This is a genomic window from Microbacterium sp. 22195 (genome assembly GCF_052056515.1).
Taxonomy (GTDB): domain Bacteria; phylum Actinomycetota; class Actinomycetes; order Actinomycetales; family Microbacteriaceae; genus Microbacterium.
Genome location: NZ_JBQEPE010000005.1, coordinates 257,211 through 278,122, shown reverse-complemented (window position 1 = coordinate 278,122; position 20,912 = coordinate 257,211). Strand labels below are relative to the sequence as shown.

At 70.0% G+C, this 20,912-nt stretch carries 24 protein-coding genes and 1 tRNA gene; 11 read left to right on the top strand and 14 right to left on the bottom strand.

The features are described 5' to 3' along the window. The first annotated feature begins 4 nt into the window (after positions 1-4). The gene (locus ACTJJ4_RS15520; RefSeq protein WP_440944140.1) at positions 5-646 is read left to right on the top strand and encodes an NAD(P)-dependent oxidoreductase; all 642 of its coding nucleotides are present in this window, start codon (positions 5-7) and stop codon (positions 644-646) included. 91 nt (positions 647-737) lie between these two features. Here ACTJJ4_RS15520 and ACTJJ4_RS15515 read toward each other — a convergent pair whose 3' ends face one another. From ACTJJ4_RS15515 to ACTJJ4_RS15485, 7 genes are all read right to left on the bottom strand, one after another. Next, positions 738-1,655, bottom strand: coding sequence for an NAD-dependent epimerase/dehydratase family protein (locus ACTJJ4_RS15515; RefSeq protein ID WP_440944139.1), 918 nt, complete (start codon positions 1,653-1,655; stop codon positions 738-740). Continuing rightward, the gene (locus ACTJJ4_RS15510) at positions 1,652-2,245 is read right to left on the bottom strand and encodes a dihydrofolate reductase family protein (RefSeq protein ID WP_440944138.1); all 594 of its coding nucleotides are present in this window, start codon (positions 2,243-2,245) and stop codon (positions 1,652-1,654) included. Before ACTJJ4_RS15510 ends, ACTJJ4_RS15515 begins: the two co-directional genes overlap by 4 nt. A gap of 148 nt (positions 2,246-2,393) precedes the next feature. Further along, positions 2,394-3,239 (bottom strand): helix-turn-helix domain-containing protein, encoded by an 846-nt coding sequence (locus tag ACTJJ4_RS15505; RefSeq protein WP_440944137.1) that lies wholly within the window; start codon positions 3,237-3,239, stop codon positions 2,394-2,396. An 18-nt stretch (positions 3,240-3,257) separates the two neighbouring features. Then, a complete protein-coding gene (locus ACTJJ4_RS15500; protein ID WP_440944136.1) occupies positions 3,258-3,680 on the bottom strand; it encodes a hypothetical protein in 423 nt (140 codons plus the stop codon). Then, complete coding sequence (locus ACTJJ4_RS15495; protein ID WP_440944135.1) at positions 3,677-4,276, bottom strand: TetR/AcrR family transcriptional regulator; 600 nt, start codon at positions 4,274-4,276, stop codon at positions 3,677-3,679. Before ACTJJ4_RS15495 ends, ACTJJ4_RS15500 begins: the two co-directional genes overlap by 4 nt. Positions 4,277-4,321: 45 nt before the next feature. Next, positions 4,322-5,629, bottom strand: coding sequence for a DUF4032 domain-containing protein (locus ACTJJ4_RS15490; RefSeq protein WP_440944134.1), 1,308 nt, complete (start codon positions 5,627-5,629; stop codon positions 4,322-4,324). Positions 5,630-5,737: 108 nt separating this feature from the next. Then, positions 5,738-6,841 carry an ABC transporter ATP-binding protein gene (locus ACTJJ4_RS15485; RefSeq protein ID WP_285636543.1) on the bottom strand — a complete coding sequence of 368 codons (1,104 nt, stop codon included), beginning with the start codon at positions 6,839-6,841 and terminating at the stop codon, positions 5,738-5,740. Positions 6,842-7,056: 215 nt separating this feature from the next. Here ACTJJ4_RS15485 and ACTJJ4_RS15480 point away from each other — a divergent pair, with 215 nt between their 5' ends. Then, positions 7,057-8,025 (top strand): DsbA family protein, encoded by a 969-nt coding sequence (locus ACTJJ4_RS15480; RefSeq protein ID WP_440944133.1) that lies wholly within the window; start codon positions 7,057-7,059, stop codon positions 8,023-8,025. A 55-nt stretch (positions 8,026-8,080) separates the two neighbouring features. Further along, a tRNA-Thr gene (locus ACTJJ4_RS15475) sits at positions 8,081-8,153 on the top strand. 67 nt (positions 8,154-8,220) lie between these two features. Here the strand turns inward: ACTJJ4_RS15475 and ACTJJ4_RS15470 are convergent. Further along, complete coding sequence (locus ACTJJ4_RS15470) at positions 8,221-8,874, bottom strand: SOS response-associated peptidase family protein (RefSeq protein ID WP_440944132.1); 654 nt, start codon at positions 8,872-8,874, stop codon at positions 8,221-8,223. A gap of 94 nt (positions 8,875-8,968) precedes the next feature. On the opposite strand from ACTJJ4_RS15470, the gene ACTJJ4_RS15465 reads away from it, so the two are divergent. Further along, positions 8,969-9,907, top strand: coding sequence for a DMT family transporter (locus tag ACTJJ4_RS15465; protein WP_440944131.1), 939 nt, complete (start codon positions 8,969-8,971; stop codon positions 9,905-9,907). A 22-nt stretch (positions 9,908-9,929) separates the two neighbouring features. Here ACTJJ4_RS15465 and ACTJJ4_RS15460 read toward each other — a convergent pair whose 3' ends face one another. Further along, on the bottom strand, positions 9,930-10,481 hold the full coding sequence (locus tag ACTJJ4_RS15460) for a nitroreductase family protein (RefSeq protein ID WP_440944130.1): 552 nt from the start codon (positions 10,479-10,481) through the stop codon (positions 9,930-9,932). After that, a complete protein-coding gene (gene msrB / locus ACTJJ4_RS15455; RefSeq protein ID WP_440944129.1) occupies positions 10,478-10,882 on the bottom strand; it encodes a peptide-methionine (R)-S-oxide reductase MsrB in 405 nt (134 codons plus the stop codon). Before msrB ends, ACTJJ4_RS15460 begins: the two co-directional genes overlap by 4 nt. An 88-nt stretch (positions 10,883-10,970) precedes the next feature. Between msrB and ACTJJ4_RS15450 the strand changes: the two genes are divergently transcribed. From ACTJJ4_RS15450 to groL, 4 genes are all read left to right on the top strand, one after another. Continuing rightward, positions 10,971-11,948, top strand: coding sequence for a DUF2332 family protein (locus tag ACTJJ4_RS15450; protein WP_440944128.1), 978 nt, complete (start codon positions 10,971-10,973; stop codon positions 11,946-11,948). A gap of 9 nt (positions 11,949-11,957) precedes the next feature. Then, complete coding sequence (locus ACTJJ4_RS15445) at positions 11,958-12,215, top strand: DUF3263 domain-containing protein (RefSeq protein ID WP_285636529.1); 258 nt, start codon at positions 11,958-11,960, stop codon at positions 12,213-12,215. Between the two features lie 48 nt (positions 12,216-12,263). Continuing rightward, positions 12,264-12,851: a LytR C-terminal domain-containing protein gene (locus ACTJJ4_RS15440; protein ID WP_440944127.1), complete on the top strand. Its 588-nt coding sequence runs from the start codon at positions 12,264-12,266 to the stop codon at positions 12,849-12,851. A gap of 154 nt (positions 12,852-13,005) precedes the next feature. Then, positions 13,006-14,622, top strand: coding sequence for a chaperonin GroEL (gene groL / locus ACTJJ4_RS15435; protein WP_440944126.1), 1,617 nt, complete (start codon positions 13,006-13,008; stop codon positions 14,620-14,622). 62 nt (positions 14,623-14,684) lie between these two features. Here groL and ACTJJ4_RS15430 read toward each other — a convergent pair whose 3' ends face one another. The 4 genes from ACTJJ4_RS15430 to ACTJJ4_RS15415 form a co-directional block, all read right to left on the bottom strand. Next, a complete protein-coding gene (locus ACTJJ4_RS15430) occupies positions 14,685-14,972 on the bottom strand; it encodes a WXG100 family type VII secretion target (protein ID WP_285636523.1) in 288 nt (95 codons plus the stop codon). Between the two features lie 115 nt (positions 14,973-15,087). After that, complete coding sequence (locus ACTJJ4_RS15425) at positions 15,088-16,803, bottom strand: sensor histidine kinase (RefSeq protein WP_440944125.1); 1,716 nt, start codon at positions 16,801-16,803, stop codon at positions 15,088-15,090. Positions 16,804-16,825: 22 nt separating this feature from the next. Continuing rightward, positions 16,826-17,521, bottom strand: coding sequence for a response regulator transcription factor (locus ACTJJ4_RS15420; RefSeq protein WP_285636518.1), 696 nt, complete (start codon positions 17,519-17,521; stop codon positions 16,826-16,828). Positions 17,522-17,539: 18 nt separating this feature from the next. Continuing rightward, positions 17,540-18,124 (bottom strand): TetR/AcrR family transcriptional regulator, encoded by a 585-nt coding sequence (locus tag ACTJJ4_RS15415; RefSeq protein ID WP_440944124.1) that lies wholly within the window; start codon positions 18,122-18,124, stop codon positions 17,540-17,542. Positions 18,125-18,188: 64 nt separating this feature from the next. On the opposite strand from ACTJJ4_RS15415, the gene ACTJJ4_RS15410 reads away from it, so the two are divergent. From ACTJJ4_RS15410 to ACTJJ4_RS15400, 3 genes are all read left to right on the top strand, one after another. Then, positions 18,189-18,602: a hypothetical protein gene (locus ACTJJ4_RS15410; protein ID WP_440944123.1), complete on the top strand. Its 414-nt coding sequence runs from the start codon at positions 18,189-18,191 to the stop codon at positions 18,600-18,602. Positions 18,603-18,641: 39 nt separating this feature from the next. Beyond that, complete coding sequence (locus ACTJJ4_RS15405) at positions 18,642-19,829, top strand: FAD-dependent monooxygenase (RefSeq protein WP_440944122.1); 1,188 nt, start codon at positions 18,642-18,644, stop codon at positions 19,827-19,829. 121 nt (positions 19,830-19,950) lie between these two features. Beyond that, a complete protein-coding gene (locus tag ACTJJ4_RS15400) occupies positions 19,951-20,904 on the top strand; it encodes a lysostaphin resistance A-like protein (protein ID WP_440944121.1) in 954 nt (317 codons plus the stop codon). Positions 20,905-20,912: the final 8 nt, after the last annotated feature.

Here is a 20,912-nt window from a genome sequence, read left to right as displayed (position 1 = left end):
GCACATGGCTCGCATCGTCGTCATCGGAGGAACCGGCTACGCCGGAGCGCACTTCGTCCGTGAGGGGGTGAGCCGTGGGCACGACGTGGTCGCCGTCGCCCGCAAGGCGCCCGCCGACCCCATCGACGGTGCGACCTACGTGCAGGGCTCGGCTCTCGACGTCGACGGCCTCGGCGATGTGCTCGACGGCGCGGATGCCGTGATCTCGACGATCTCGCCCCGCGGTGACATGGCGGACAAGGCGGTCGACGCGCTGACTGCGCTGGTCGAGAAGCTGGACGGCACCTCCACCCGCCTCGGCGTCGTCGGCGGTGCAGGCGGCAGCCTGGTCGCACCCGGCGGCCCGCGCCTGTTCGATCAGGGCTTCCCGGAGGAGTACAAGCACGAGGCGCAGGTCGGCATCGACCAGCTCGCGCTGCTGCAGGACTCCGATGCCGAGCTCGACTGGTTCTACGTGCACCCCGCCGAGGTCTTCGGTCCGTGGGCCGAGGGCGAGCGCACCGGGTCGTACCGCGACGGCGGCGACGTGATCGTGCGCGACGCCGATGGCAACTCGACAATCTCGGGCGCCGACTTCGCGGTCGCGTTCCTCGACGAGATCGAGAACCCGAAGCACCGCCGCGAGCGCTTCACCGTCGGCTACTGATCCCGAGCCGCCGGAGGGGTCCGAGCTCCTCCGGCGACTGCGATCGTCGATCAGCCGAGGCCGGGGCGCTCGGCATGGTGCAGGGTGAGAGTCACCGCGGGTTCTCCCGCCGCCACGCCACGTAGTGGGACACGGCCTTCCGTATGTCGAACTCCGGCACGAAGCCCGTGGTCGCGCTCAGCCGCGAGATGTCGAGATACGGATGCTGCGGGGTGCCGTCACCGCCCCCGATCAGGCGCGGACGCGAACCGGGCAGCGCCTGGGCGATGGCGTCGGCGAGCTCGCGATTGGTGAACGTCGTTCCGCTCGAGACGTTGTAGATGGTGTGGTCGAGGGTCTCGGTCGTCATCAGCAGGGCGATCGCCCGTCCCACATCGGGCGCGTAGCCGAAGTCGCCGCCGCCGTCGGCGTCCAGCGGTGCGGGCTCCTCTCCGCGCTGCGCGGCACTCACGATCGGCGGGACGGCGGAGAACGGGGTCTCGGGGTCCATCAGCGGGCCCCAGGTGCTGCCGATCCGCAGGATCACCGGCCGGATGCCGCTGCCGTGCAGCGCATCGGTGACGATCGACTCCACCGCCTTCTTGAAGGCGATGATCGACAGCGGCACCTCGACGGCGGGGAGCGCGAGCTCCTCGTGCCAGGGGCGCTCGTCACGTCCGATGTAGACGCCGATGCTGCTGGCGACGGCGAACCTGCGCACCTTCCACGCCAGCGCCGCGTCCAGCGCGTTGAGCAGCCCGGTCAGGTCGTGCCGGAAGAAGCCCACGGCGTCGGATCCGGGGATGCTTCCCGCGAGATGAACGATGTCGGTGATGGCATGCCGGTGGCCGAGCGCGAGGAAGGCCTCCCGGTCGGTGACGTCGAGGATCTCGACGGTCACGCGACCTGCGAGGAACGACGGTACGTCCGCCCTGCGGTGCCCGGTCACGACCACGTCCGCGCCGGATTCGACCAGGGCCAGCGCGGTGTGCGCCCCGATCGCCCCCAGACCGCCGGTGACGAGGATCATCGGCGGACCTCGTAGTGGATGTGGGTGACGTCGGGAGCACCCACCACCTCGACGATGTCCAGTCCGATGTGCTCGGGAAGCTCGTGGAAGTACCGCCGCCCGCCGCCCAGCAGCACCGGAACCACGTGGAGCACCAGCTCGTCCACCAGGTCCGCCTTCAGCGCCTCGGTGGTGATGACGCCGCCCATGAGTGCCACGTCCTTGTCTCCTGCGAGACGCTTGGCGAGGTCCACGGCATCCGCGATTCCGGTGGTGACGATGTGCTGACGCTCCGAGGCGGGGGCGAGGTCGTGGTGACTCAGCACGACGAGCGGCGCGGTGGGGTGCGGTGCACTACCCGCGAAGTCGTCGGAGTCCGAGTAGGTCGTGTGCCCGGCCAGGCTGGCGCCGACCCGGCCGCCGACGGCGTCGAAGAAGCGAGCGCTGGCCGCGGTCAGGGTGAAGCCGGGGAACAGCCCGCTCGCCACGTCACCGCTGGTGTACCAGTCGAAGAGGATGCCGCCGTCGCCGAGCCCGTGGCCGGGGCGAGGATCGCGACCCGTGATGAACCCGTCGGCGGAGACGGACAGTGCGGTGATGACTCTGCTCATGTGCTTCCCTCTGCTCGATCCCTGTCCGACGCGTCTGTTCGTCGGATGCTCGGTCCACGCCGTGCTGCGAGTGCCGCTCGGCCCGAATCTACGGCCCCTCCCGACGGTGCGGATTGAACGAATCGTGCATGAGCGGACCCACCACGACTCAGCGGCTCGTCCCGGCCGGCCGCACCCGCAGGAAGGGGAGGTAGGACGCGGAGTGATCGTGTCCGCAGGCGCAGCCGCCGTTGCCGCCGTGCAGCAGTTGCGCCGGGGTCACACCGGTCAGCCGCATGCACTCGCGACTCAGATGCGCCTGGTCCGCGTAGCCTGCGACGGCGGCGAGGCCGGCTATGCTCCGGGGCCCGCCCGGGAGCGGCCCGGGGGGGGCCGCCGGTCCCGCCTGGGCGAGCGCGAGGAATCCCTGGAATCGCAGAGTGCGCTGCAGCACCTTCGGGCTCAGGCCGACGACCCGAAGGCACCGGCGCCGCAGCTGGCTCTCGGAGAGCGCGAGCCGATCGGCCGCGGTGCGCACGTCGACCGGCCGCCAGGGCATGAGCAGCGCCGCAGCCTCGCGGATGAGGGGATCCAGGCGCTCGGCGTGCCGGAACTCGTCCGCGAGTCGTTCCTGCAGCACACCGAGTGCCGCTCGGCGGGTGGATGCGAGAGCGACCGCCTCCGCGAGCGCGTCCGCACGTGATCCCCAGAGGTCGCGCAGGAGCACGCGGGTGTCGACGAGCTCGTCGAGGGCCACCGGCAGGGGAAGCGGCGAGCCGGCGAGGAAGCGCACGCCGAGGACCGTGGTCTCCGCAGGCATCAGCTCCACCTGCGGACGGGTGAGCGCGCCGAGCAGGACCGGATCGCCGCCGACCGGCAGGTGGAGTTCGACCCCGCCGGTGGGCAGATGCCGCTGCTGGTACACCGCATCCCCGGTCCGCTGGATCCAGGCCGTTCGGGCGACGCCGCGCAGCGCCGGGATCGGGAGGTGCTCCACGTAGGAGGCGGAGGACACGGGCAGATCTCCGTCGTCTCAGCGCACTGGCCGCAGGGCCTGACGCATCCGGCGGCGCCAGAGGAGAACCGCGATCACGATCACGGGTATCGCGAGGACAGCCTGCTCCACCTTCATCCATCCGGGATATCCCGAATCGGGGGCGACGATCAGCAGGGCGACGCCGACGGGCGCGATCGTCGCCACCAGCCGCATCCGGGTGTAGGCGCGACGACTGCCGCGCCGCACCGCGGCCGTCACGAGGATGAACGCGAAGCACGCGACGGTCACCGCGATCCCGCGCAGCCACATCACCCAGTTCACGTCGGCCGGATCGGTGAAGGCCAGCACGGCGGTGACGGCGAGACCGAGGAACGAGACGATCCCCGCGGCGGCCCAGAGCCGCTTCACGTTGTCGAGGTCGCGGACGGCGCCCGCATCGAGGAGGCGATCGGTGGTCATGACTGGTTCCCTTCCGCGCGCGCGGTGGCGCGATCGTAGATGGCGACGATCTCGGCGATCTCCGCGGCGTCGTCGCGGGGGGACACGGTGCGCCGGTAGGCGAACTCGTCGATGGTGGCCCGCACGCTGCGCGCCATGACCTCCGGATCGAACTCGCCGAACTCCCCGGCGTGCTGGCCCTGCGAGAGGAGGATCGAGAGGAGCATCACGGAGACGTCGTCGCCGGAACGCGGGCGGCCGCTCCCGCGGACGATCTCGGTGACGGCGATCGCCTCGGCCGGATGGCTGGAGAGATACTCGAGGTTGGAGCGGATGTACGCCGAAAGCTTGGCGCGGAAGTCCGGTGCGGCGTCCATGGCCGGTCGCATGATCTCGGCGGCATCCGACACCACCTGCATCACCACGGCCTCCGCCAACCGGTCCTTGGTGTCGAAGTGGTACGAGATGAGCCGGGTGCTGCTGAGTCGCCCCACCTCGCGGATGCGCGAGAAGGTCATCGCGGCGTACCCACCCTCGGCGAGCGCCTGAATCGTCGCCGAGACGATCTGACGGCGACGTCCCTCGGTGCGGGCGTACGTCCTGGTCTCCGGTGTCACACCGAAGATGTTACTCGCGCGAGTAATTTTTGCAAGAAGTGGGGGTCAGACCAGGTCCCGCCAGTCGATCGCCGCGGTGTCTTCGGAGACCTCGACCGATCCGGTGATCACGGGCAGGCTCATCGTCTCGGTCGGCGGGCCCATGATCGTGGCCTCGTCGCGGCGATGCCGCAGCACGTCGTTGATGTAGCTCGTGAGCACCTCGGCGAGCGGCACCGATCGGCCCTGCGCCTGGGACAGGTACCAGCGGTGCTCGAGCACCTGGTGGTACACCTCGGCGGGTTCGAGCTTCGCGCGAAGGTCATAGGGGATGGCGCGGACCACGGGCTCGAACACGCGGGTGAGCCACTCGTGCGCGTAGATCTCCTCGTCTCCGAGGTCCTTCTTGGAGCGCACCCGGAACTCGTCCAGATCGTTCAGAAGCCGGCGGGCCTGGTTCTCCTCGACATCGAGGCCGGTCAGGCGGATGAGCCGGCGCTGATGGTGTCCGGCATCCACCACCTTCGGCTGGATCCGCACCGCGGCGCCGTCCGGCGTGGTGACCATCGACATCTCGTCGATGTCGAAGCCGAGCGCGTTGAGCTTCTGCACGCGCTCGGTGATCCGCCACGCCTCGTCCACGCCGAACGACTCCTCGTCGGTGAGCGCGTTCCACAGCGACCGGTACGACGAGACGATGCCGTCGGCGATCTCGAGCGCATCCACGCCGCGCTCGAGTCTGCCGCCCGCGGCGAGATCCATGATCTCGCCGGCGATGTTCGTCCGGGCCAGGTCCAGGTCGTAGGAGCGCTGCCCGTAGGTGAGCCCCTCCTCGTGCAGCTCGCCGGTCTCCGCGTCCACCAGATAGGCGGCGAAGGCGCCGGCATCGCGGCGGAACAGGGCGTTCGACAGCGACACGTCACCCCAGTAGAAGCCGACGTTGTGCAGTCGCACCATCAGCAGGGCCAGTGCGTCCACCAGCCGGTCGGCGGTGTCGGGGCGCAGCACCTGCGTGAACAGCGCGCGATAGGGCATCGAGAACCGCAGGTGCGATGTCACCAGCGCCGCGGGCAGCTCCCTGCCCTCGCTGTCGCGTCGCCCCGCGATCACGGCCACCCGGTCCACGCAGGGCACATCGAGCTTCGCCAGACTGCCGAGCATCTCGTACTCGCGCTGCGCCATCTCCTCGGTGGTCTCCTTGACGGCGACCACGCGGCCGGAGAGATCGGCGAACCGCACCAGATGGCGGGACAGGCCCTTGGGCAGCGAGACGATGTGCTCGGAGGGCCACTTGCCCAGGGGTGTGCTCCAGGGGAGCGTGAGCAGACCGGGATCGATCGAACTGGCGTTGATGCGCAGCGACTGCTTCTTCATGCGTCCTCCGCGGGGTGTGGGAAGCGGATGCCGGGGGAGCGTCGTGCTCCGGAAACGCTGCGGCGCGGGGGACCCGGGAGGGCAGACCCGCCCCGCAGTGCCTGATGATCAGGCCGAGACGATCGGCTTCTCGTTGAGACGCTCGCCGGACTCGATGTCGAACAGGTGCACGTGACCGGCGACGGGCGCCAGCACGACGGTGTCACCGGCGTTCGGGTGACGACGGCCGTCGACGCGTGCGACCAGGTCGGTGCGCTTGCCGTTGATGTCGGTGTGGCCGTACAGGTAGCCGTCCGCGCCGAGCTCCTCGACGAGGTCGACGGTGACGGAGAGGCCCTGGCCGTCCTCGGGTGCGACCACGATGTCCTCGGGGCGGATTCCGACGGTGGCCGAGTTGCCCTTGGCCTTCGCGACCGCGGCGGTCTCGGTCGCGACGTTCTTCGTGCCGAACTGCACGCCGCCCTCGGCGAGCGGAAGCTCGAAGAGGTTCATGGCGGGCGAGCCGATGAAGCCGGCGACGAAGACGTTGTTCGGGGTCTCGTAGAGCTCACGCGGCGAGCCGACCTGCTGGAGCAGGCCGTCCTTGAGCACCGCGATGCGGTCGCCCATGGTCAGAGCCTCGGTCTGGTCGTGGGTGACGTAGACCGTGGTGACGCCCAGGCGACGCTGCAGCGACGCGATCTGGGTACGGGTCTGCACGCGCAGCTTGGCGTCGAGGTTCGACAGCGGCTCGTCCATGAGGAACACCTGCGGCTGGCGGACGATGGCGCGGCCCATGGCGACGCGCTGACGCTGACCACCCGAGAGGGCCTTCGGCTTGCGGTTCAGGTACTCCTCGAGGTCGAGGAGCTTGGCGGCCTCGAGGACGCGCTGTGCACGCTCCTCCTTGCCGACGCCGGCGATCTTCAGGGCGAAGCCCATGTTCTCGGCGACGGTCATGTGCGGGTACAGCGCGTAGTTCTGGAAGACCATCGCGATGTCGCGGTCCTTCGGCGGCACGTCGGTGACGTCGCGGTCGCCGATCAGGATGCGGCCGGCGTTGACCTCTTCGAGGCCGGCGAGCATGCGCAGCGAGGTGGACTTACCGCAACCGGAGGGGCCGACCAGAACCAGGAACTCGCCGTCGGCGATCTCGATGTTCAGCTTGTCGACCGCGGGGCGGGTGCCGCCCGGGTAGATGCGGGTGGCCTCGTCGAACGTAACGGTTGCCATTGTTTCTCCTTCACCGGCAGGTACGTGCCGGACGATCCGTAGTGATGGAAGCGGTGGGCCTGAGCCCGCCGTGACCCGCCATCGGGTCGAGATCAGTATTGCACGGCGCGTGCGCGTCTGGGTATTTCCCAGACTGCCTCCGTAACATCGGATCCGGTGCCGCACCCGTAGCGGCAGCGGGATCCCCCGTCCCATCCGATCTTTCAAGAGGAACGATGTCGAGCGACGAAACGCCGAACGTCCCTGCCGCTCGCAACTCACGCGAAGCCGTGCGGGAGAAGGCCCAGCGAGTGCATGCGCAGCAGTCGCGTGCCCGCGTCATGCGACGCGTGATCATCGGGCTCGTCGCGGCGGTGGCCGTCGGGTCGATCGGCACGGCCGTCGCGTTCGCCGTCAGCTCCTCGATGTCCAAGCCGATGCTCAGCCCGAGCGGCATGACCGATGACGGCGTGACCGTGAGCGACGTGACCCTCGCCTCCGGCAGCGCGGACATCTCCCCGAACGCGTCGCCCACGCCCTCCGAGGCGGCGGCGACGCCGACGCCCAAGACCACGGAGAAGGCCGCGGAGCCGACGCAGATCCACATCTACGTGGACTATCTGTCGGCGGGCGCCGCCGAGTTCGAGAAGGCCAACGCCCGTCAGCTGGCCGGCTGGATCAAGCAGGGCGCCGTCACCGTGACCTATCACCCGGTGGCGCTGCTGATGGCCAGCTCGAACGGCACGAAGTACTCGCTGCGGGCCGCGGCCGCCGCCGCCTGCGTGGCGACCTATTCGCCGGATCAGTTCTTCGACTACAACCACGAGCTGCTCACCGACCAGCCCAAGATCGACAGCGACGGCCGCTCGGACGTCGAGCTGGCCGACCTGGCTGTCGCCGTCGGCGTGCAGAACGCCAAGAAGGTGCGCTCCTGCATCGAGGGTCAGGACTTCGTGAGCTGGGCGAAGGATGCCACGGCTCGCGCTCTCGAGGGTCCGCTGCCGGGCTCGAAGGACCTCAAGCTCAACAACGAGGCTCTGATCGTCGTGGGCGGGCAGGCGTACGTCGGCGCGCTGAACAACCCCGCGGAGTTCTCGCAGTTCGTGCTGACCACCGCCAGCGACGAGTACTACGGCGAGACCGACCCGACCCCGACTCCGACGCCGCCGGCTTCGCCCGCGCCCACGGAGACCGCCACGCCCTGACGCGCGGAGCGCGTCCCGGCCGTCGCTATGCTTGTGAGCGGCTTCGGCCACCCTCGCCTCCTTAGCTCATCTGGTAGAGCAGCGGCCTTGTAAACCGCAGGTGGCCGGTTCGAGTCCGGCAGGAGGCTCTGCGGAAGCGAGAAGGCCCGCCCGAGATCATCTCGGGCGGGCCTTCTCGCGTTCCGGCGCGATCGGCTAGAACAGCATCCCGTCACCGCGGTCGTCGGCGCGCGGCTCCGCGACCAGTCGCTCATCGAGCGATGCGGCGGCGAGCAGCGCCTCATCGATGAGATCCCGTGTCGGCTCTCCGGTCAGCCAGTCCGCGGCGAAACCGACGGGCACCAGCATCGGCACGCGGTCGTGCAGGGCCGCCAGGTTCGGGGGAGCGGGACGCATCACGATCGAGTAGCAGGTGGTCCACTCGCCGTCGGGGGTGCGGCCGCGCTGCGTGACGGCGGCCATGCCGAACAGCACGCCGCGTCCGAATCCGAACTCGTGCCAGACGCGGTCGGGCTTCTGCAGCTCGAACCATCCGGTGGTCGGCACGATCGCCCGGTTGCGCAGACCGCCGGGCCTGTCCTGCAGGCGCTCGGAGCGCGTGTTGATCGACGGGAACCGGGCCGGCGCCCCGTCGACGAGGTAGCCCCACCAGGCCGGCTCCAGCGTCGGCACGCCCTCCGACGCGGTCACCAGCGGGTTGAGATTGCGTAGGTTCTTCCCGGTGGGGCGCAGCGTCTCGCCGGCATTGGCCTCCGCCCAGGAGCGCAGCCCCTCCAGGACCGCCTCATCGGCCTCCGCCAGCAGTTCGGCATCCGTGAATCGGGGATCGAGTCCGTAGCTCGCGCACATGCTGACAGGCTACCCACGGGCGCCGACATCGAGCCGATTCCGGATCGTGGGAAGGATGCGCGCCCGGGTCCTCCCGAGCGGTACCGTGGAGCGAGTGACACGGACCCGCACCATGCCCACCTGGCTCGCGCTCGGAGGGGCCGTCTCGATCGGCGCGATGACCGCCGTGCAGGCGCGCATCAACGGCGTGCTGGGCGTGCGGATCGACGACGGCATCGTCGCCGGGCTCATCTCCTTCGCCGTCGGCCTGATGGCCCTGCTCATCCTGGTCCCGCTGATCCCGTCGACGCGTGCCGCCGCGGGCCGGCTGATCGGCGGCATCCGAACCCGCACCATCCCGGTCTGGATGCTGCTCGGCGGCGCCTGCGGTGCGCTCACGGTGTCCACGCAGGGCGTCGTCGCCGGCGTGCTCGGAGTGTCGCTCTTCACGGTCGGCGTCGTCGCCGGCCAGACCCTGCACGGACTGCTGCTCGACCGAATCGGCTTCGGCCCGGCCGGCGTCGTCGCCGTCACTCCGGGACGGGTCGTGGGCGGTGCGCTCGCGCTGCTCGCGGTGGGCATCTCGATCGGCGGTGACGTGCTGCATCAGGCGCCGGTCTGGCTGCTCGTGCTGCCCGTCCTCGCCGGTGCGGGTATCGCCTGGCAGGCGGGTGCGAACGGGCGGCTCGCGAAGACCGTGTCCTCGCCGATCGCCGCGACGCTGATGAGCTTCATCGCGGGCACCTCCGTGCTCGTGGTCGCCGCCGCGGTCAGCGTGGCCGTGCGAGGGCTGCCCGCCGCTCTCCCCGCCGAGCCCTGGCTCTACGTCGGCGGGCTGCTCGGCTTCGTCTACATCATGCTCGGTGCGTTCCTCGTCGCGCACACCGGCGTGCTGCTCATGGGGCTGGGCAGCGTGCTGGGACAGCTGAGCATGTCGATCCTCATCGATCTGCTGTGGCCCACGGCGAGTCGTCCCGCTCTCTGGCAGCTGCTCGCGATGGTGGTCGTCGCGTTCGCCTCCGTGTTCGCAGCGCTGCCGCGCCGACGCCGCTGACCGGCGACGTCGGCGGGCACGCTCAGCTCTCTCGCCGCCCCGCGGGCAACCGAGTCAGCAGGGCGTCGGCATCGATCGGCTTGCGGCGTCCGGCGTCCTTGCCCTGCGGCTTGCCGCCGACGTACAGCCAGCCCAGCAGCTCCTCGTTCTCGGCCAGCCCGTGCGCCTCGGCCACGGCGCGCGAACGGGTGTAGCCGCCGGTGCGCCAGATCACGCCCCATCCCGCCTCGTCGAGCAGCAGGCTGAGGGTGTGCGCGACGCCGGAGGCCACGGCCTCCTGCTCCCAGTGCGGCACCTTGTCGCTCTTCCGATAGGAAACGACCACCGCGATCAGCAGCGCCGCGCGCAGCGGTTTGCTGGACGGCTTGTCGTCGCCGTTCGCCTTCGCGATGGCCGCGCCGAGCGCGAGCCGGTCGTCGCCGCGCAGCTCGATCAGCCGCCACGGGCGCAGCGAGGAGTGATCCGCGACACGGCCCGCCGCCGCGATCAGCGGCAGCAGCTGGTCGCGCGTCGGGGCGTCCTCGGTGACCTTCGACCAGGACGTGCGCCGCAGGACGGCCTCGAGCGCGCTCACGACTCGTCGGGGTTGAACGTCAGTGCGAGCGAGTTCATGCAGTAGCGGTCGCCGGTGGGGGTGCCGAAGCCGTCGGGGAAGACATGTCCCAGATGCGAGCCGCAGGCGGCGCAGCGCACCTCGGTGCGCACCATGCCGAGCGTCGTGTCCTCGATCAGCTCCACTGCCTCGGGACGCACCGACTCGTAGAAGCTCGGCCAGCCGCAGCCGGAGTCGAACTTCGTGCCGCTGCGGAACAGTTCCGCTCCGCAGGCGCCGCAGCGGTAGAGCCCGTCGCGCTTCTCGTCGAGCAGTTCGCCGGTCCACGCGCGCTCGGTCGCCGCGGTGCGCAGCACCGCGTACTGGTCGTCGCCGAGCTCTTCGCGCCACTCGGCCTCGGTCTTGTTCACGCTGTAAGCCATGCATCCATTCTCCTCCGTCCGCGGGCCGTTCGGGTCGGTGTGATGAACGGTCTGCTCAGTCGCCCGGGCCGGCTGGGAGAATGGCCGGATGACGGATGCCGTGCGCGAGCGCTACGACCGGTTCGCCCGCGAGGAGGCCCCTGGTCGCAGCGCGGTGTACGCCGAGTGGGCGGCGGGAGTCGCCGCGGATGCCGAAATGCAGACCGTGCTCTCCGGCATCCCGGAGCAGCACCGGCAGCCGCCGCTGGTGTTCGCGGTGACGCGGCTGCTGGGCGCGCCCGTCGCGGGGTACGCGGAATGGCGCGACTTCGTGCTCGCGCACGCCGGCGAGGTCGTCTCGGAATGCGCGCGCCGCACGGTGCAGGCCAATGAACCGCTGCGCCTGGGGGCTCTGCTCCCAGCGCTCAGCGCCGTCGACGGACCGATCGCCCTGCTCGAGCTGGGCGCCGCGGCCGGGCTCTGCCTGTTCCCGGACCGGTACTCCTATCGCCTCCTGGGGGAGGATGGCATCGAGCGCGCCCGCCTCGACCCGGCATCCGGCCCGTCGTCGGCGGTGCTGACGAGCGTCGTGCGCGGCGCGCTGCCGCCGCTGCGGATGCCGGAGGTCGTCTGGCGCGCGGGCATCGATCTCTCACCCATCGACGTGCGGGATGCCGCGGATCGCGCCTGGCTGGAGACACTGGTCTGGCCGGGGGAGGACGAGCGCGCCGAGCGCATCGCCGCCGCCGCCGACATCGTCGCGGCCGACCCGCCGCTGCTCATCGCAGGCGATGCCGCGCAGCGGCTGGGCGAGCTCGTGGCATCCGCGCCGCGGCAGGCGACGCTCGTGATCACCACTCCCGGTGTGCTGGTGTATCTGCCGCGAGAAGCGCGGCAGGCGCTGATCAGCGGCATCCGCTCGTCCGGCGCCCGCTGGGTGACGATCGATCCGGTGCGCCTGCATGAGGGCTGGTCGGGTGCCGACGGCGCCTTCGCGGTGGGTCTGGACGGCGATCAGGTCGCGGAAGCCGATCCTCTGGGGCGCTGGTGGGAGTGGCGCGCGGGCGTCGGGCCCGATCGCGCGTAGCCTGATGCCATGCTGGGTGAACTCTCCGATCGCGACCGCGCGATCCTGACGCTGGAAGCGGCGTGGCCGCGGCACGGCGGCATGAAGGAGGAGACGATCCGCGCGCAGCTGGGCATGAGCCCGGCGCGCTACTACCAGCTGCTCGGGCGCCTGATCGACACCGAGGAGGCCCTGGAGTTCGACCCTCTGCTGGTGCGCCGCCTGCGGAGGCTGAGGGACGCCCGCGGCCGGCAGCGCACGGCGCGCATGCGCGGATTCGCCGGCTGAGCCGACCGCTCCAGCGGTTTCCCGGGGTTCGGCCGATAGCATCGGGGGGTGTCAAAGTCCCCCCACGACCGATTCGACGACATCCCCCGCACCTCCGGACGCGTCGGCGCGCACCGCGCCGAGCAGCCGGGCATCAACGGACCCATCGCCCTGCTGTGGTCGGCGGCGGTCGCGCTGGTGCTCATCGTCATCGGGATCTTCGTCTCGATGGTGCTGATGGGGCGCATCGACCTGTTCGGCACGGCCGAGCCCGCAGCCCCCCAGACGCCCGGCGTGCTGGCCGAGATCGACACCTCTTACCAGGTGCTCATCCTCAACGCGACGCCGGAGACCGGTGTGGTCGCCCAGGTGCGGCAGAAGCTGATCGATCAGGGCTGGGCGGCGGATGCCGTGTTCGGCAGCGACGGCTCCACCACGAAGTTCGATCAGACGACCGTGTTCTATGTGAAGAAGGCTGACGAGTCCGCCGCGCTCGGCGTCGCGGAGGTCCTCGGCGGCGCGAAGACCGAGCAGAGCGACCACTACCAGTCGGTCAGCGGCGACGGCTCGCCGCAGCTGACCGTGGTGATCGGCATGGACCACGTCGGCACGACGAGCCCCGCGCCCGGCAGCGGGGAGAAGACCCCCGCGGGCTGACCCCGCGGGCTGACCCCGGGACCCGATCCGCGCTCGGCGAACGCGGCATCCGCGCGGCTTGCACTCTCATGGGTCGAGTGCCAGACTGAGTGTTAGCACTCGATCACCCTGAGTGCTAACAACATCGCCTACGTCCGGGAGGGACGAAAGACTCATGGCAAAGATCATCGCTTTCGATGAGGAGGCCCGCCGCGGCCTCGAGCGCGGCCTGAACATCCTGGCCGACGCCGTCAAGGTGACCCTCGGCCCGCGCGGTCGCAACGTCGTGCTGGAGAAGAAGTGGGGCGCCCCCACGATCACGAACGACGGCGTCTCCATCGCCAAGGAGATCGAGCTCGACGACCCGTACGAGAAGATCGGTGCGGAGCTCGTCAAGGAGGTCGCCAAGAAGACCGACGACGTCGCGGGCGACGGAACCACCACCGCGACCGTCCTCGCCCAGGCACTGGTCCGCGAGGGTCTGCGCAACGTCGCAGCCGGCGCCGACCCGATCAGCCTGAAGAAGGGCATCGAGAAGGCTGTCGCGGCCATCACCGCCGACCTGCTCGAGCACGCCAAGGAGATCGAGTCCAAGGAGCAGATCGCCGCCACCGCGTCGATCTCCGCCGCGGACCCCGAGATCGGCGCTCTCATCGCCGAGGCGATCGACAAGGTCGGCAAGGAGGGCGTCGTCACCGTCGAGGAGTCGCAGACCTTCGGCACCGAGCTCGAGCTCACCGAGGGCATGCGCTTCGACAAGGGCTACCTGAACCCCTACTTCGTCACGGACCCGGAGCGCCAGGAGGCCGTCTTCGAGGACCCGTACATCCTCATCGCCAACCAGAAGATCGGCAACATCAAGGACCTGCTGCCGGTCGTCGACAAGGTGATCCAGGACGGCAAGGAGCTCGTCATCATCGCCGAGGACGTCGAGGGCGAGGCTCTCGCGACGCTGGTGCTGAACAAGATCCGCGGCATCTTCAAGTCCGTCGCCGTCAAGGCTCCGGGCTTCGGCGACCGCCGCAAGGCGCAGCTGCAGGACATCGCGATCCTGACCGGCGGCCAGGTCATCACCGAGGAGGTCGGCCTCAAGCTCGAGAACACCACCCTCGACCTGCTCGGCCGCGCCCGCAAGGTCATCGTCACCAAGGACGAGACCACGATCGTCGAGGGTGCCGGTGAGCAGTCCGCGATCGAGGGCCGCGTGACCCAGATCCGTCGCGAGATCGAGAACACCGACAGCGACTACGACCGCGAGAAGCTGCAGGAGCGCCTCGCCAAGCTCGCCGGCGGCGTGGCCGTCATCAAGGCGGGCGCGGCCACCGAGGTCGAGCTCAAGGAGCGCAAGCACCGCATCGAGGACGCCGTCCGCAACGCGAAGGCAGCCGTCGAGGAGGGCATCGTCCCCGGTGGTGGCGTCGCGCTGCTGCAGTCGGCCAAGGTGCTCGACACCCTCACCCTCGAGGGCGACGAGGCCACCGGTGCGAACATCGTCCGCGTCGCCATCGAGGCTCCGCTGAAGCAGATCGCCATCAACGCGGGCCTCGAGCCCGGCGTCGTCGCGCACAAGGTCTCCGAGCTCCCCGCGGGCCAGGGCCTGAACGCCGCGACCGGCGAGTACGGCGACATGTTCGCACAGGGCATCATCGACCCGGCCAAGGTCACGCGCTCGGCGCTGCAGAACGCGGCCTCGATCGCCGGACTGTTCCTCACCACGGAGGCCGTCGTCGCGGACAAGCCCGAGAAGGCTCCGGCCATGCCGGCCGACCCGTCGGGCGGCATGGACTTCTGAGTCCGGCCTGATCGACAGACAGAACGCCCCCTGCTCCGGCAGGGGGCGTTCTGCGCATCCGATCAGCGGAACAGGCTCGCGGAGTACTGATCGGCATCCGCGTACTGGCTCGCGGCCGATCCGAGCGCGGTGCCGATGGAGGCCAGTACCTGCTCGACGTGCAGCTGCGCGCCGCGCCACTGCTCGCTGCACTGCTGGAACGCCAGCGACGCGGAGCCGGTCCACGATGACTGCAGCTGTGTGAGCTGCGCCATGAGGGCGGCCGATTCGCTCTGCAGACGCTCCATGGTGGCGCGGGCGGCGCCGTTGGCGGCGTGGACGGCATCGGTGTCGACGGTGAAGACGGACATGGGGTTCTCCTCTCGATGGGCTTCCGAGACTAGGAGCGCGGAGGGGAGCGGATGCCCTGGATCCCGGCATTCGTGCACAACCCGCGGGGAGCGGGAGATGTGCAGGAGAAGTCGCTCAGAGGTCGAGGCGGTCCAACGGCTGGGTCTCCTCGAGCAGATGCGCGGGAGTCGCCTGCGCCGGCGCGAGCGGAAGCGACACGATGAAGGTGGCGCCGCCTCCCGGCGTCTCCTCCACATGCACCGAGCCGTGCAGCGACTCCAGGATCGAGGCGACGATCGCCAGGCCCAGGCCCGCCCCGCCGGTCTCCCGGGCGCGGGACGTGTCGGCGCGCCAGAAGCGCTCGAAGATGTGCTCGCGGATCTGCGGGGGGATGCCCTCGCCGTGATCCACGATCGCGATCGTGCCGACGCCGCGGTGGCGGTCGGCGCCGACGACGAGCTCGATGGGGCTCTCGGCAGGGGAGAAGCGTCGTGCGTTGCCGAGCAGGTTCGTCACCACCTGACGCACCTTGTTCTCCTCGCCCAGCACGATCGGGGGCGTGCGCACCGGAGCATCCGTCGCCTCGGTGAAGTCGATCGACGGCACGACCGGTGCGGGCCTTCCGCGGCGGCGCAGGCGACCCAGCGCACCCGCGGCGCGACCGGTAGGTGCCGGAGAGGCCACGGGGGGAGCAGCGGGGGCGGCCGGATGCAGGCGCGGGGGCTCCTGATCCTCGGCGGTCTTGTCGATCACGGTGATCGTGCGCCCCGGCGAGGCGACGCGCAGGTCCAGGGCGGCATCCCGCGCCACCGGGCGCAGGTCGATCGGGACGATCTCGAGCTGCTTCTCGCGATCCTCGTCCAGGCGGGCGAGGGCCAGGAGGTCCTCGACGAGCACGCCCATCCGGATCGCCTCCTTCTCGATGCGCTCCATGGCGCGTGCGGTGTCCTCGTCGCCGCTGATCGCCCCCATCCGGTACAGCTCGGCGTATCCGCGCACACTCACCAGCGGGGTGCGCAGCTCATGACTGGCGTCGCCGATGAAGCGTCGCATGTTCTGCACCGTGCGGTCTCGCTGGGCGAGCGAGTGGTCGACGCGGTCGAGCATGGTGTTGATGGCGGAGTTGAGGCGTCCGACCTCGGTGGTCGGCTCCAGGTCCGTCAGCCGCTGGCTGAAGTCGCCGGCGGCGATGGCCATGGCGGTGGACTCCACGTGGCCGAGTCTGCGGAAGGTGAGCGTGACGAGACCGCGGATCAGCAGCGCCGCGAGCAGGATCGTCACCAGCGCGACGGTCGTGTACACCGCGAAGTAGGTGCCGACGATCTTGTCCGCCTCCTCCAGGGGTAGCGCGACCATCTGCACGTAGGTGACGCCGGCGATCTTCTGCAGGGACTGGGTGGCGGCCGCCGCCGAATACGTCTGGCCGCTCGGAGTCGTGAGCGTGACCGTGGTGTCGCCCATGGCCTGCGCGGACTGCAGGCTGAGCTTCGCGGGGAACTGCGGGCGATGCTCCGGGGTGCTCTGCCCGCCGGCGGTCGCGATCGGATCGCCCGCGGTCGTGTAGAAGGCGACCACGAAGTCCGTCGCGCGTGGCGCGTCGTCCTTCTGGTCGAAGACCAGCTTCCCGTCGGGGATCGACACGTCGAAGAAGCGCTCCGCCTGCCCCGTCGACGTCAGCGAGGGCAGCTGCTGGTTGATGTTGTTGATCATCGCACCGCGCAGGATCGGCACGGTGCCGATCCCCGCGACGACGAGTCCGAGCGCGAGGACCGCGACGGTCACCCCCGTGACCTTGGCGCGCAGGCTGATCCGCCGCCACCACTGGGTGACGGAGTCCGCGCCTTGTGCCATGGGAGTACTCTGAAGACGGCGCTCAGGCGGTCTTGCCGACCTTGAGCATGTAGCCGAAGCCCCGCTTGGTCTGGATGACCGACTCCTCGGTGTGCGGGTCGATCTTGCGGCGCAGGTACGAGATGTAGCTCTCCACGATGCCCGCGTCGCCGTTGAAGTCGTACTCCCACACGTGGTCCAGGATCTGCGCCTTGGAGAGCACGCGGTTGGGGTTGAGCATGAGGTACTTGAGCAGCTTGAACTCGGTGGGGCTCAGTTCGATCGGCACCTTGCCCACGAAGACGTCGTGGGTGTCCTGGTCCATCGACAGCTCGCCGGCGCGGATCAGCGATTCCTCGTCGCCGTTCTGCATCGTGCGGCGCAGGATGGCCTGGGCGCGCGCGACGATCTCGTCCAGGGCGAAGGGCTTGGTGACGTAGTCGTCGCCGCCGGCGTTCAGGCCCTCGATCTTGTCCTGGGTGTCGTCCTTGGCGGTGAGGAACAGGATCGGGGCGGTGAAGCCCGCCCCGCGCAGTCGCTTGGTCACGCTGAAGCCGTTCATGTCCGGCAGCATGACGTCGAGGATGATGAGGTCCGGCTCCTCCTCGAGGACGGCGGAGATGGTCGCCGCGCCGTTGGCGACGGTCTTCACCTTGAACCCGGCGAAGCTGAGACCCCGGGAGAGCAGGTCGCGGATGTTCGGTTCGTCGTCGACGACCAGGATGCGCGCATCAGTCATGACCCCATTATGGTGAGTTCACCGATGCGGATGCTGATTATCGGTCGGAGCGGCGGAACCGCTGAGCGCCCCTCGGAGGGCCGCTTCGAGGGATGGGCGCGGGGGGAAGTCGGGATCGACCGTCAGCCGGTTGACGATGATGCCCGCGCTGAGTCCGAGGAGCGTTCGTGCCGCCAGGTCTGGATCGGCCGCTCCGAAGCCGGACAGGACATCACTGGTCCACTTCGCGAAGAGGCCGCGCTGCTCGCGGATGGCCGGCACGATTCCTGGGCTTGCGGTGGTCTCGAAGAACAGTGCATAGCGTGCGCGGGTGCGGGACGCGAAGGTGATCGTGGCGTCCTCGATCACAGTGCACAGCGCGTCCAGGAGCTCGTCCAGGGTTCTCACCGGCCGGATGGCCGAGGCGAGCGCCACACGCTCTCGCTCGGCGATCCAGACGAGAACTCCGGAGACGAGGGCATCGCGGGTGCGGAACCAGTTCGATGTCGAACCCCGAGGAAGCCCGGCTGCAGCATCCACTCGCCCGTGTGTGAGCGCCCGGATGCCCTGCTCGCCGACCAGGTGAACGGCGGCTTCGAGTGCTCGATCGCGCGTCGTTGCCATGGTTCGAGGATATTGCTACTACGTTCCTAGTGACAACGCACTATGAACGTAGTAGCATCGCGACATGGGATATCTCGTGCTCGCGGCGTGGACCGTGCAGGCCGCGGTGGGTGTGTCGTTGCTGGTCTCGTGGGTGCGACGTGCACGGGGGAGGAGCGCGGGCGCCGTGCTGACGCATGCGCTCATGATGGTCGGTTTCCTCGCTCCCTGGGCGGTCTTCATCGCTACCGGCTCACCGCTGTGGGCGTGGGTGGGATTCCTGGTGCTGGCGGCATTCATCGGTTTCGGAGACATGGTGGTCATGCGCCGTGTCCGCGCCTTGCGCGGCATGGAGAACTCCGGGATCCGCGACTACCTGCCGACGATCAAGGTGGTGATCTCGGGTGCACTCCGGTGGCGACCGCTTTTCCACATGTGCTTCAGCGGAGTCGTGTTCTTCAGCACGCTCGCCGTCGCCATCGCGGCGACGATCGCCTAGGACGGACCTGGACGAAAGCGACTTGGAGAGGAGAAGACCATGGAACAGCGACGCGCGATCGTGATCGGGGCGGGCCTGGGCGGCCTCGCGGCGGCCGCCGCGCTGCACCGCAGAGGCTGGGCCGTGAGATTGCACGAACGGGGGCCGTGGCCGGGGCCCGCTGGTGCAGGGCTGGCGATGATGCCGAACGCACTGCGCGCGCTGGACGCGGTGGGCGCAGGCGACACCGTGCGAGACCTCGCCGCCATCCAGGGAGACGGCGGTCTGCGCCGAGCCGATGGGCGGTACCTGGCACGGACCAGTGCCGCGGCCGTGCAGGCGCGTTTCGGCGATCCCATGGTCGTGCTGGAGCGCGCTCGCCTGGCGGCCATCCTGCGCGATGCTGCCGCGGACGTTCCGCTGCTCTCCAGCACCTCCGCCATCGTGGCCGGAGCGGGTGACGCCGAGCACCCGGCCGTCGTCCGCGTCGGTGAAGGCGATGAGGAGGCCGAGCTGGTCGTGGCGGCGGACGGCGTGCACTCGGCTGCCCGCGCGGTGCTCTTCCCCGAGCATCCGGGTATGAAGCCCACGGGCTGGACCGCATGGCGATTCGTCGTGGATGCCTCTGTCGCCGTGCAGGCCGGGGAGACCTGGGGCGATGCTGGAGTAGTGGGACTCGTCCCGCTGGCCGACGACCGCACCTACGTCTATGCCGCCGCGGTCGCCCCCGTCGGCGAGCGCGCAGCAGATGAACGTGCGGAACTGCTGCGACGTTTCGGGCATTGGCACGCACCGATCCGCCGGCTCATCGAGTCGGCCGAGACCGGCTCGGTCCTGCGCGGCGACATCGCCGAACTGGCTGCGCCGCTGCCGGCGTTGCACCACGGCAGGGTGGCACTGCTCGGGGATGCGGCACATCCCATGGCTCCGTTCCTGGGGCAGGGGGCCTGCCAGGCGATCGAAGACGCCGTCGTGCTCGCCCACGCGCTGGACGGCCCGGACGGGGTCGCCGGTTACACCGCGGCCCGACACGGCAGGACCACTGATGTGGTGCGACGCTCTCATCGGATGGGGGCACTGGCGCTGCTGCGCAGTCCGGTCGCCAGGCGGTTGCGGGATGCCCTTCTCAAGACCGCGGGAAGCCTGTCATCGGACACGGCGATCCGTCAGCTGATGCCGGTCGTCGACTGGTGGCCGCCGACGGGTGACCAGGCGAAGATCAGCGGGGCTCAGTCGGATCCGCGATGATCGAAGGATGCTCCCTTCGGACGACACCGCTCCAGGTTCCGCCGCGCCCCAGTCGTCGTTCCCGTACCCGCCGCCACCGCCGCCCGCTCCGCGGCCGCCCGCTGGAGCCCCGCCCGCTCCGGTGACGGCAGGAGCAGGAGCGGGGGAGGAGCTCGCCTTCCACCGGCTGGATCGTGCGCGGTCCCGGCCGCCGCGCTGGTGGCGGCCGCTGCTGGTGGCGCTCGTGGCCGTGGGGCTGTACCTCGCGATGATGGTCGCGATCATCGTGCCCCTGGTCGTCATCGCGATGCAGGTCCCCGCGTTCGCGCGCACGTTCGACGCGCTCGCCCGTGGTGAGGTTCCCGGGTTCGACGTCGCCGATCCCACCGGATTCCTGCTCCTGGTCGTCCCGCTGATCCTGATGATCCCCGCCCTCCTGGCTGCCTCCCGGATGATCGGCGGGCGGGGCGTCGGACTGCTGCTGTCGGTGACGGGTCGTCTCCGGTGGGGCTGGCTCGGACGCAGTCTGCTCGTCGCGCTCGCCGTGTACGCCGTGCAGACGATCGCGTCGCTGGCGCTCGCCGCGGCCACGGGCGAGTCCATCGCGGTGGACGCCTCGCAGCCGGGGCTCGCGCTGATGGTCGTGCTGATCGTCGTGCTCGTCCCGCTGCAGTCCGCGGCAGAGGAGTACGTGTTCCGCGGGTTTCTGATGCAGGCGATCGGCACCTGGCTGCGGCATCCGCTCTTCCCGATCCTGCTGCCGATCCCGTTGTTCGTGTTCGGGCACCTCTACGACGTGTGGGGGCTGCTCAGCGTCGGCGTGTTCGCGCTCACCGCCGCCTGGCTGGTGTGGCGCACCGGCGGCCTGGAGTCGGCGATCGCGCTCCATGCGGTGAACAATGTCTCGGCGTTCCTGCTCGGCGCCTTCGGGCTGGCCGACGCGAACGCCACGACCGGATCGCCGGTCGACGTGCTCACCGCGGCGATCACGATGGTCGCGTACGCGGGGATCATCGAGTGGATGCAGCGGCGGCGTGGGCTCGTGCGCACCCGGACGATGCGACTTCCCGCGCCTATGCCGGTCCCGCAGGGGTAGCATCCGAG

Coding starts and splice junctions, on each gene's coding strand:
- ACTJJ4_RS15520 (WP_440944140.1), top strand. CDS start 5: ATGGCTCGCATCGTCGTCATCGGAGGAACCGGCTACGCCGGAGCGCAC.
- ACTJJ4_RS15515 (WP_440944139.1), bottom strand. CDS start 1,655: ATGATCCTCGTCACCGGCGGTCTGGGGGCGATCGGGGCGCACACCGCG.
- ACTJJ4_RS15510 (WP_440944138.1), bottom strand. CDS start 2,245: ATGAGCAGAGTCATCACCGCACTGTCCGTCTCCGCCGACGGGTTCATC.
- ACTJJ4_RS15500 (WP_440944136.1), bottom strand. CDS start 3,680: ATGACCACCGATCGCCTCCTCGATGCGGGCGCCGTCCGCGACCTCGAC.
- ACTJJ4_RS15490 (WP_440944134.1), bottom strand. CDS start 5,629: ATGAAGAAGCAGTCGCTGCGCATCAACGCCAGTTCGATCGATCCCGGT.
- ACTJJ4_RS15485 (WP_285636543.1), bottom strand. CDS start 6,841: ATGGCAACCGTTACGTTCGACGAGGCCACCCGCATCTACCCGGGCGGC.
- ACTJJ4_RS15480 (WP_440944133.1), top strand. CDS start 7,057: ATGTCGAGCGACGAAACGCCGAACGTCCCTGCCGCTCGCAACTCACGC.
- ACTJJ4_RS15470 (WP_440944132.1), bottom strand. CDS start 8,874: ATGTGCGCGAGCTACGGACTCGATCCCCGATTCACGGATGCCGAACTG.
- msrB (WP_440944129.1), bottom strand. CDS start 10,882: ATGGCTTACAGCGTGAACAAGACCGAGGCCGAGTGGCGCGAAGAGCTC.
- ACTJJ4_RS15450 (WP_440944128.1), top strand. CDS start 10,971: ATGACGGATGCCGTGCGCGAGCGCTACGACCGGTTCGCCCGCGAGGAG.
- ACTJJ4_RS15445 (WP_285636529.1), top strand. CDS start 11,958: ATGCTGGGTGAACTCTCCGATCGCGACCGCGCGATCCTGACGCTGGAA.
- groL (WP_440944126.1), top strand. CDS start 13,006: ATGGCAAAGATCATCGCTTTCGATGAGGAGGCCCGCCGCGGCCTCGAG.
- ACTJJ4_RS15430 (WP_285636523.1), bottom strand. CDS start 14,972: ATGTCCGTCTTCACCGTCGACACCGATGCCGTCCACGCCGCCAACGGC.
- ACTJJ4_RS15425 (WP_440944125.1), bottom strand. CDS start 16,803: ATGGCACAAGGCGCGGACTCCGTCACCCAGTGGTGGCGGCGGATCAGC.
- ACTJJ4_RS15420 (WP_285636518.1), bottom strand. CDS start 17,521: ATGACTGATGCGCGCATCCTGGTCGTCGACGACGAACCGAACATCCGC.
- ACTJJ4_RS15415 (WP_440944124.1), bottom strand. CDS start 18,124: ATGGCAACGACGCGCGATCGAGCACTCGAAGCCGCCGTTCACCTGGTC.
- ACTJJ4_RS15410 (WP_440944123.1), top strand. CDS start 18,189: ATGGGATATCTCGTGCTCGCGGCGTGGACCGTGCAGGCCGCGGTGGGT.
- ACTJJ4_RS15405 (WP_440944122.1), top strand. CDS start 18,642: ATGGAACAGCGACGCGCGATCGTGATCGGGGCGGGCCTGGGCGGCCTC.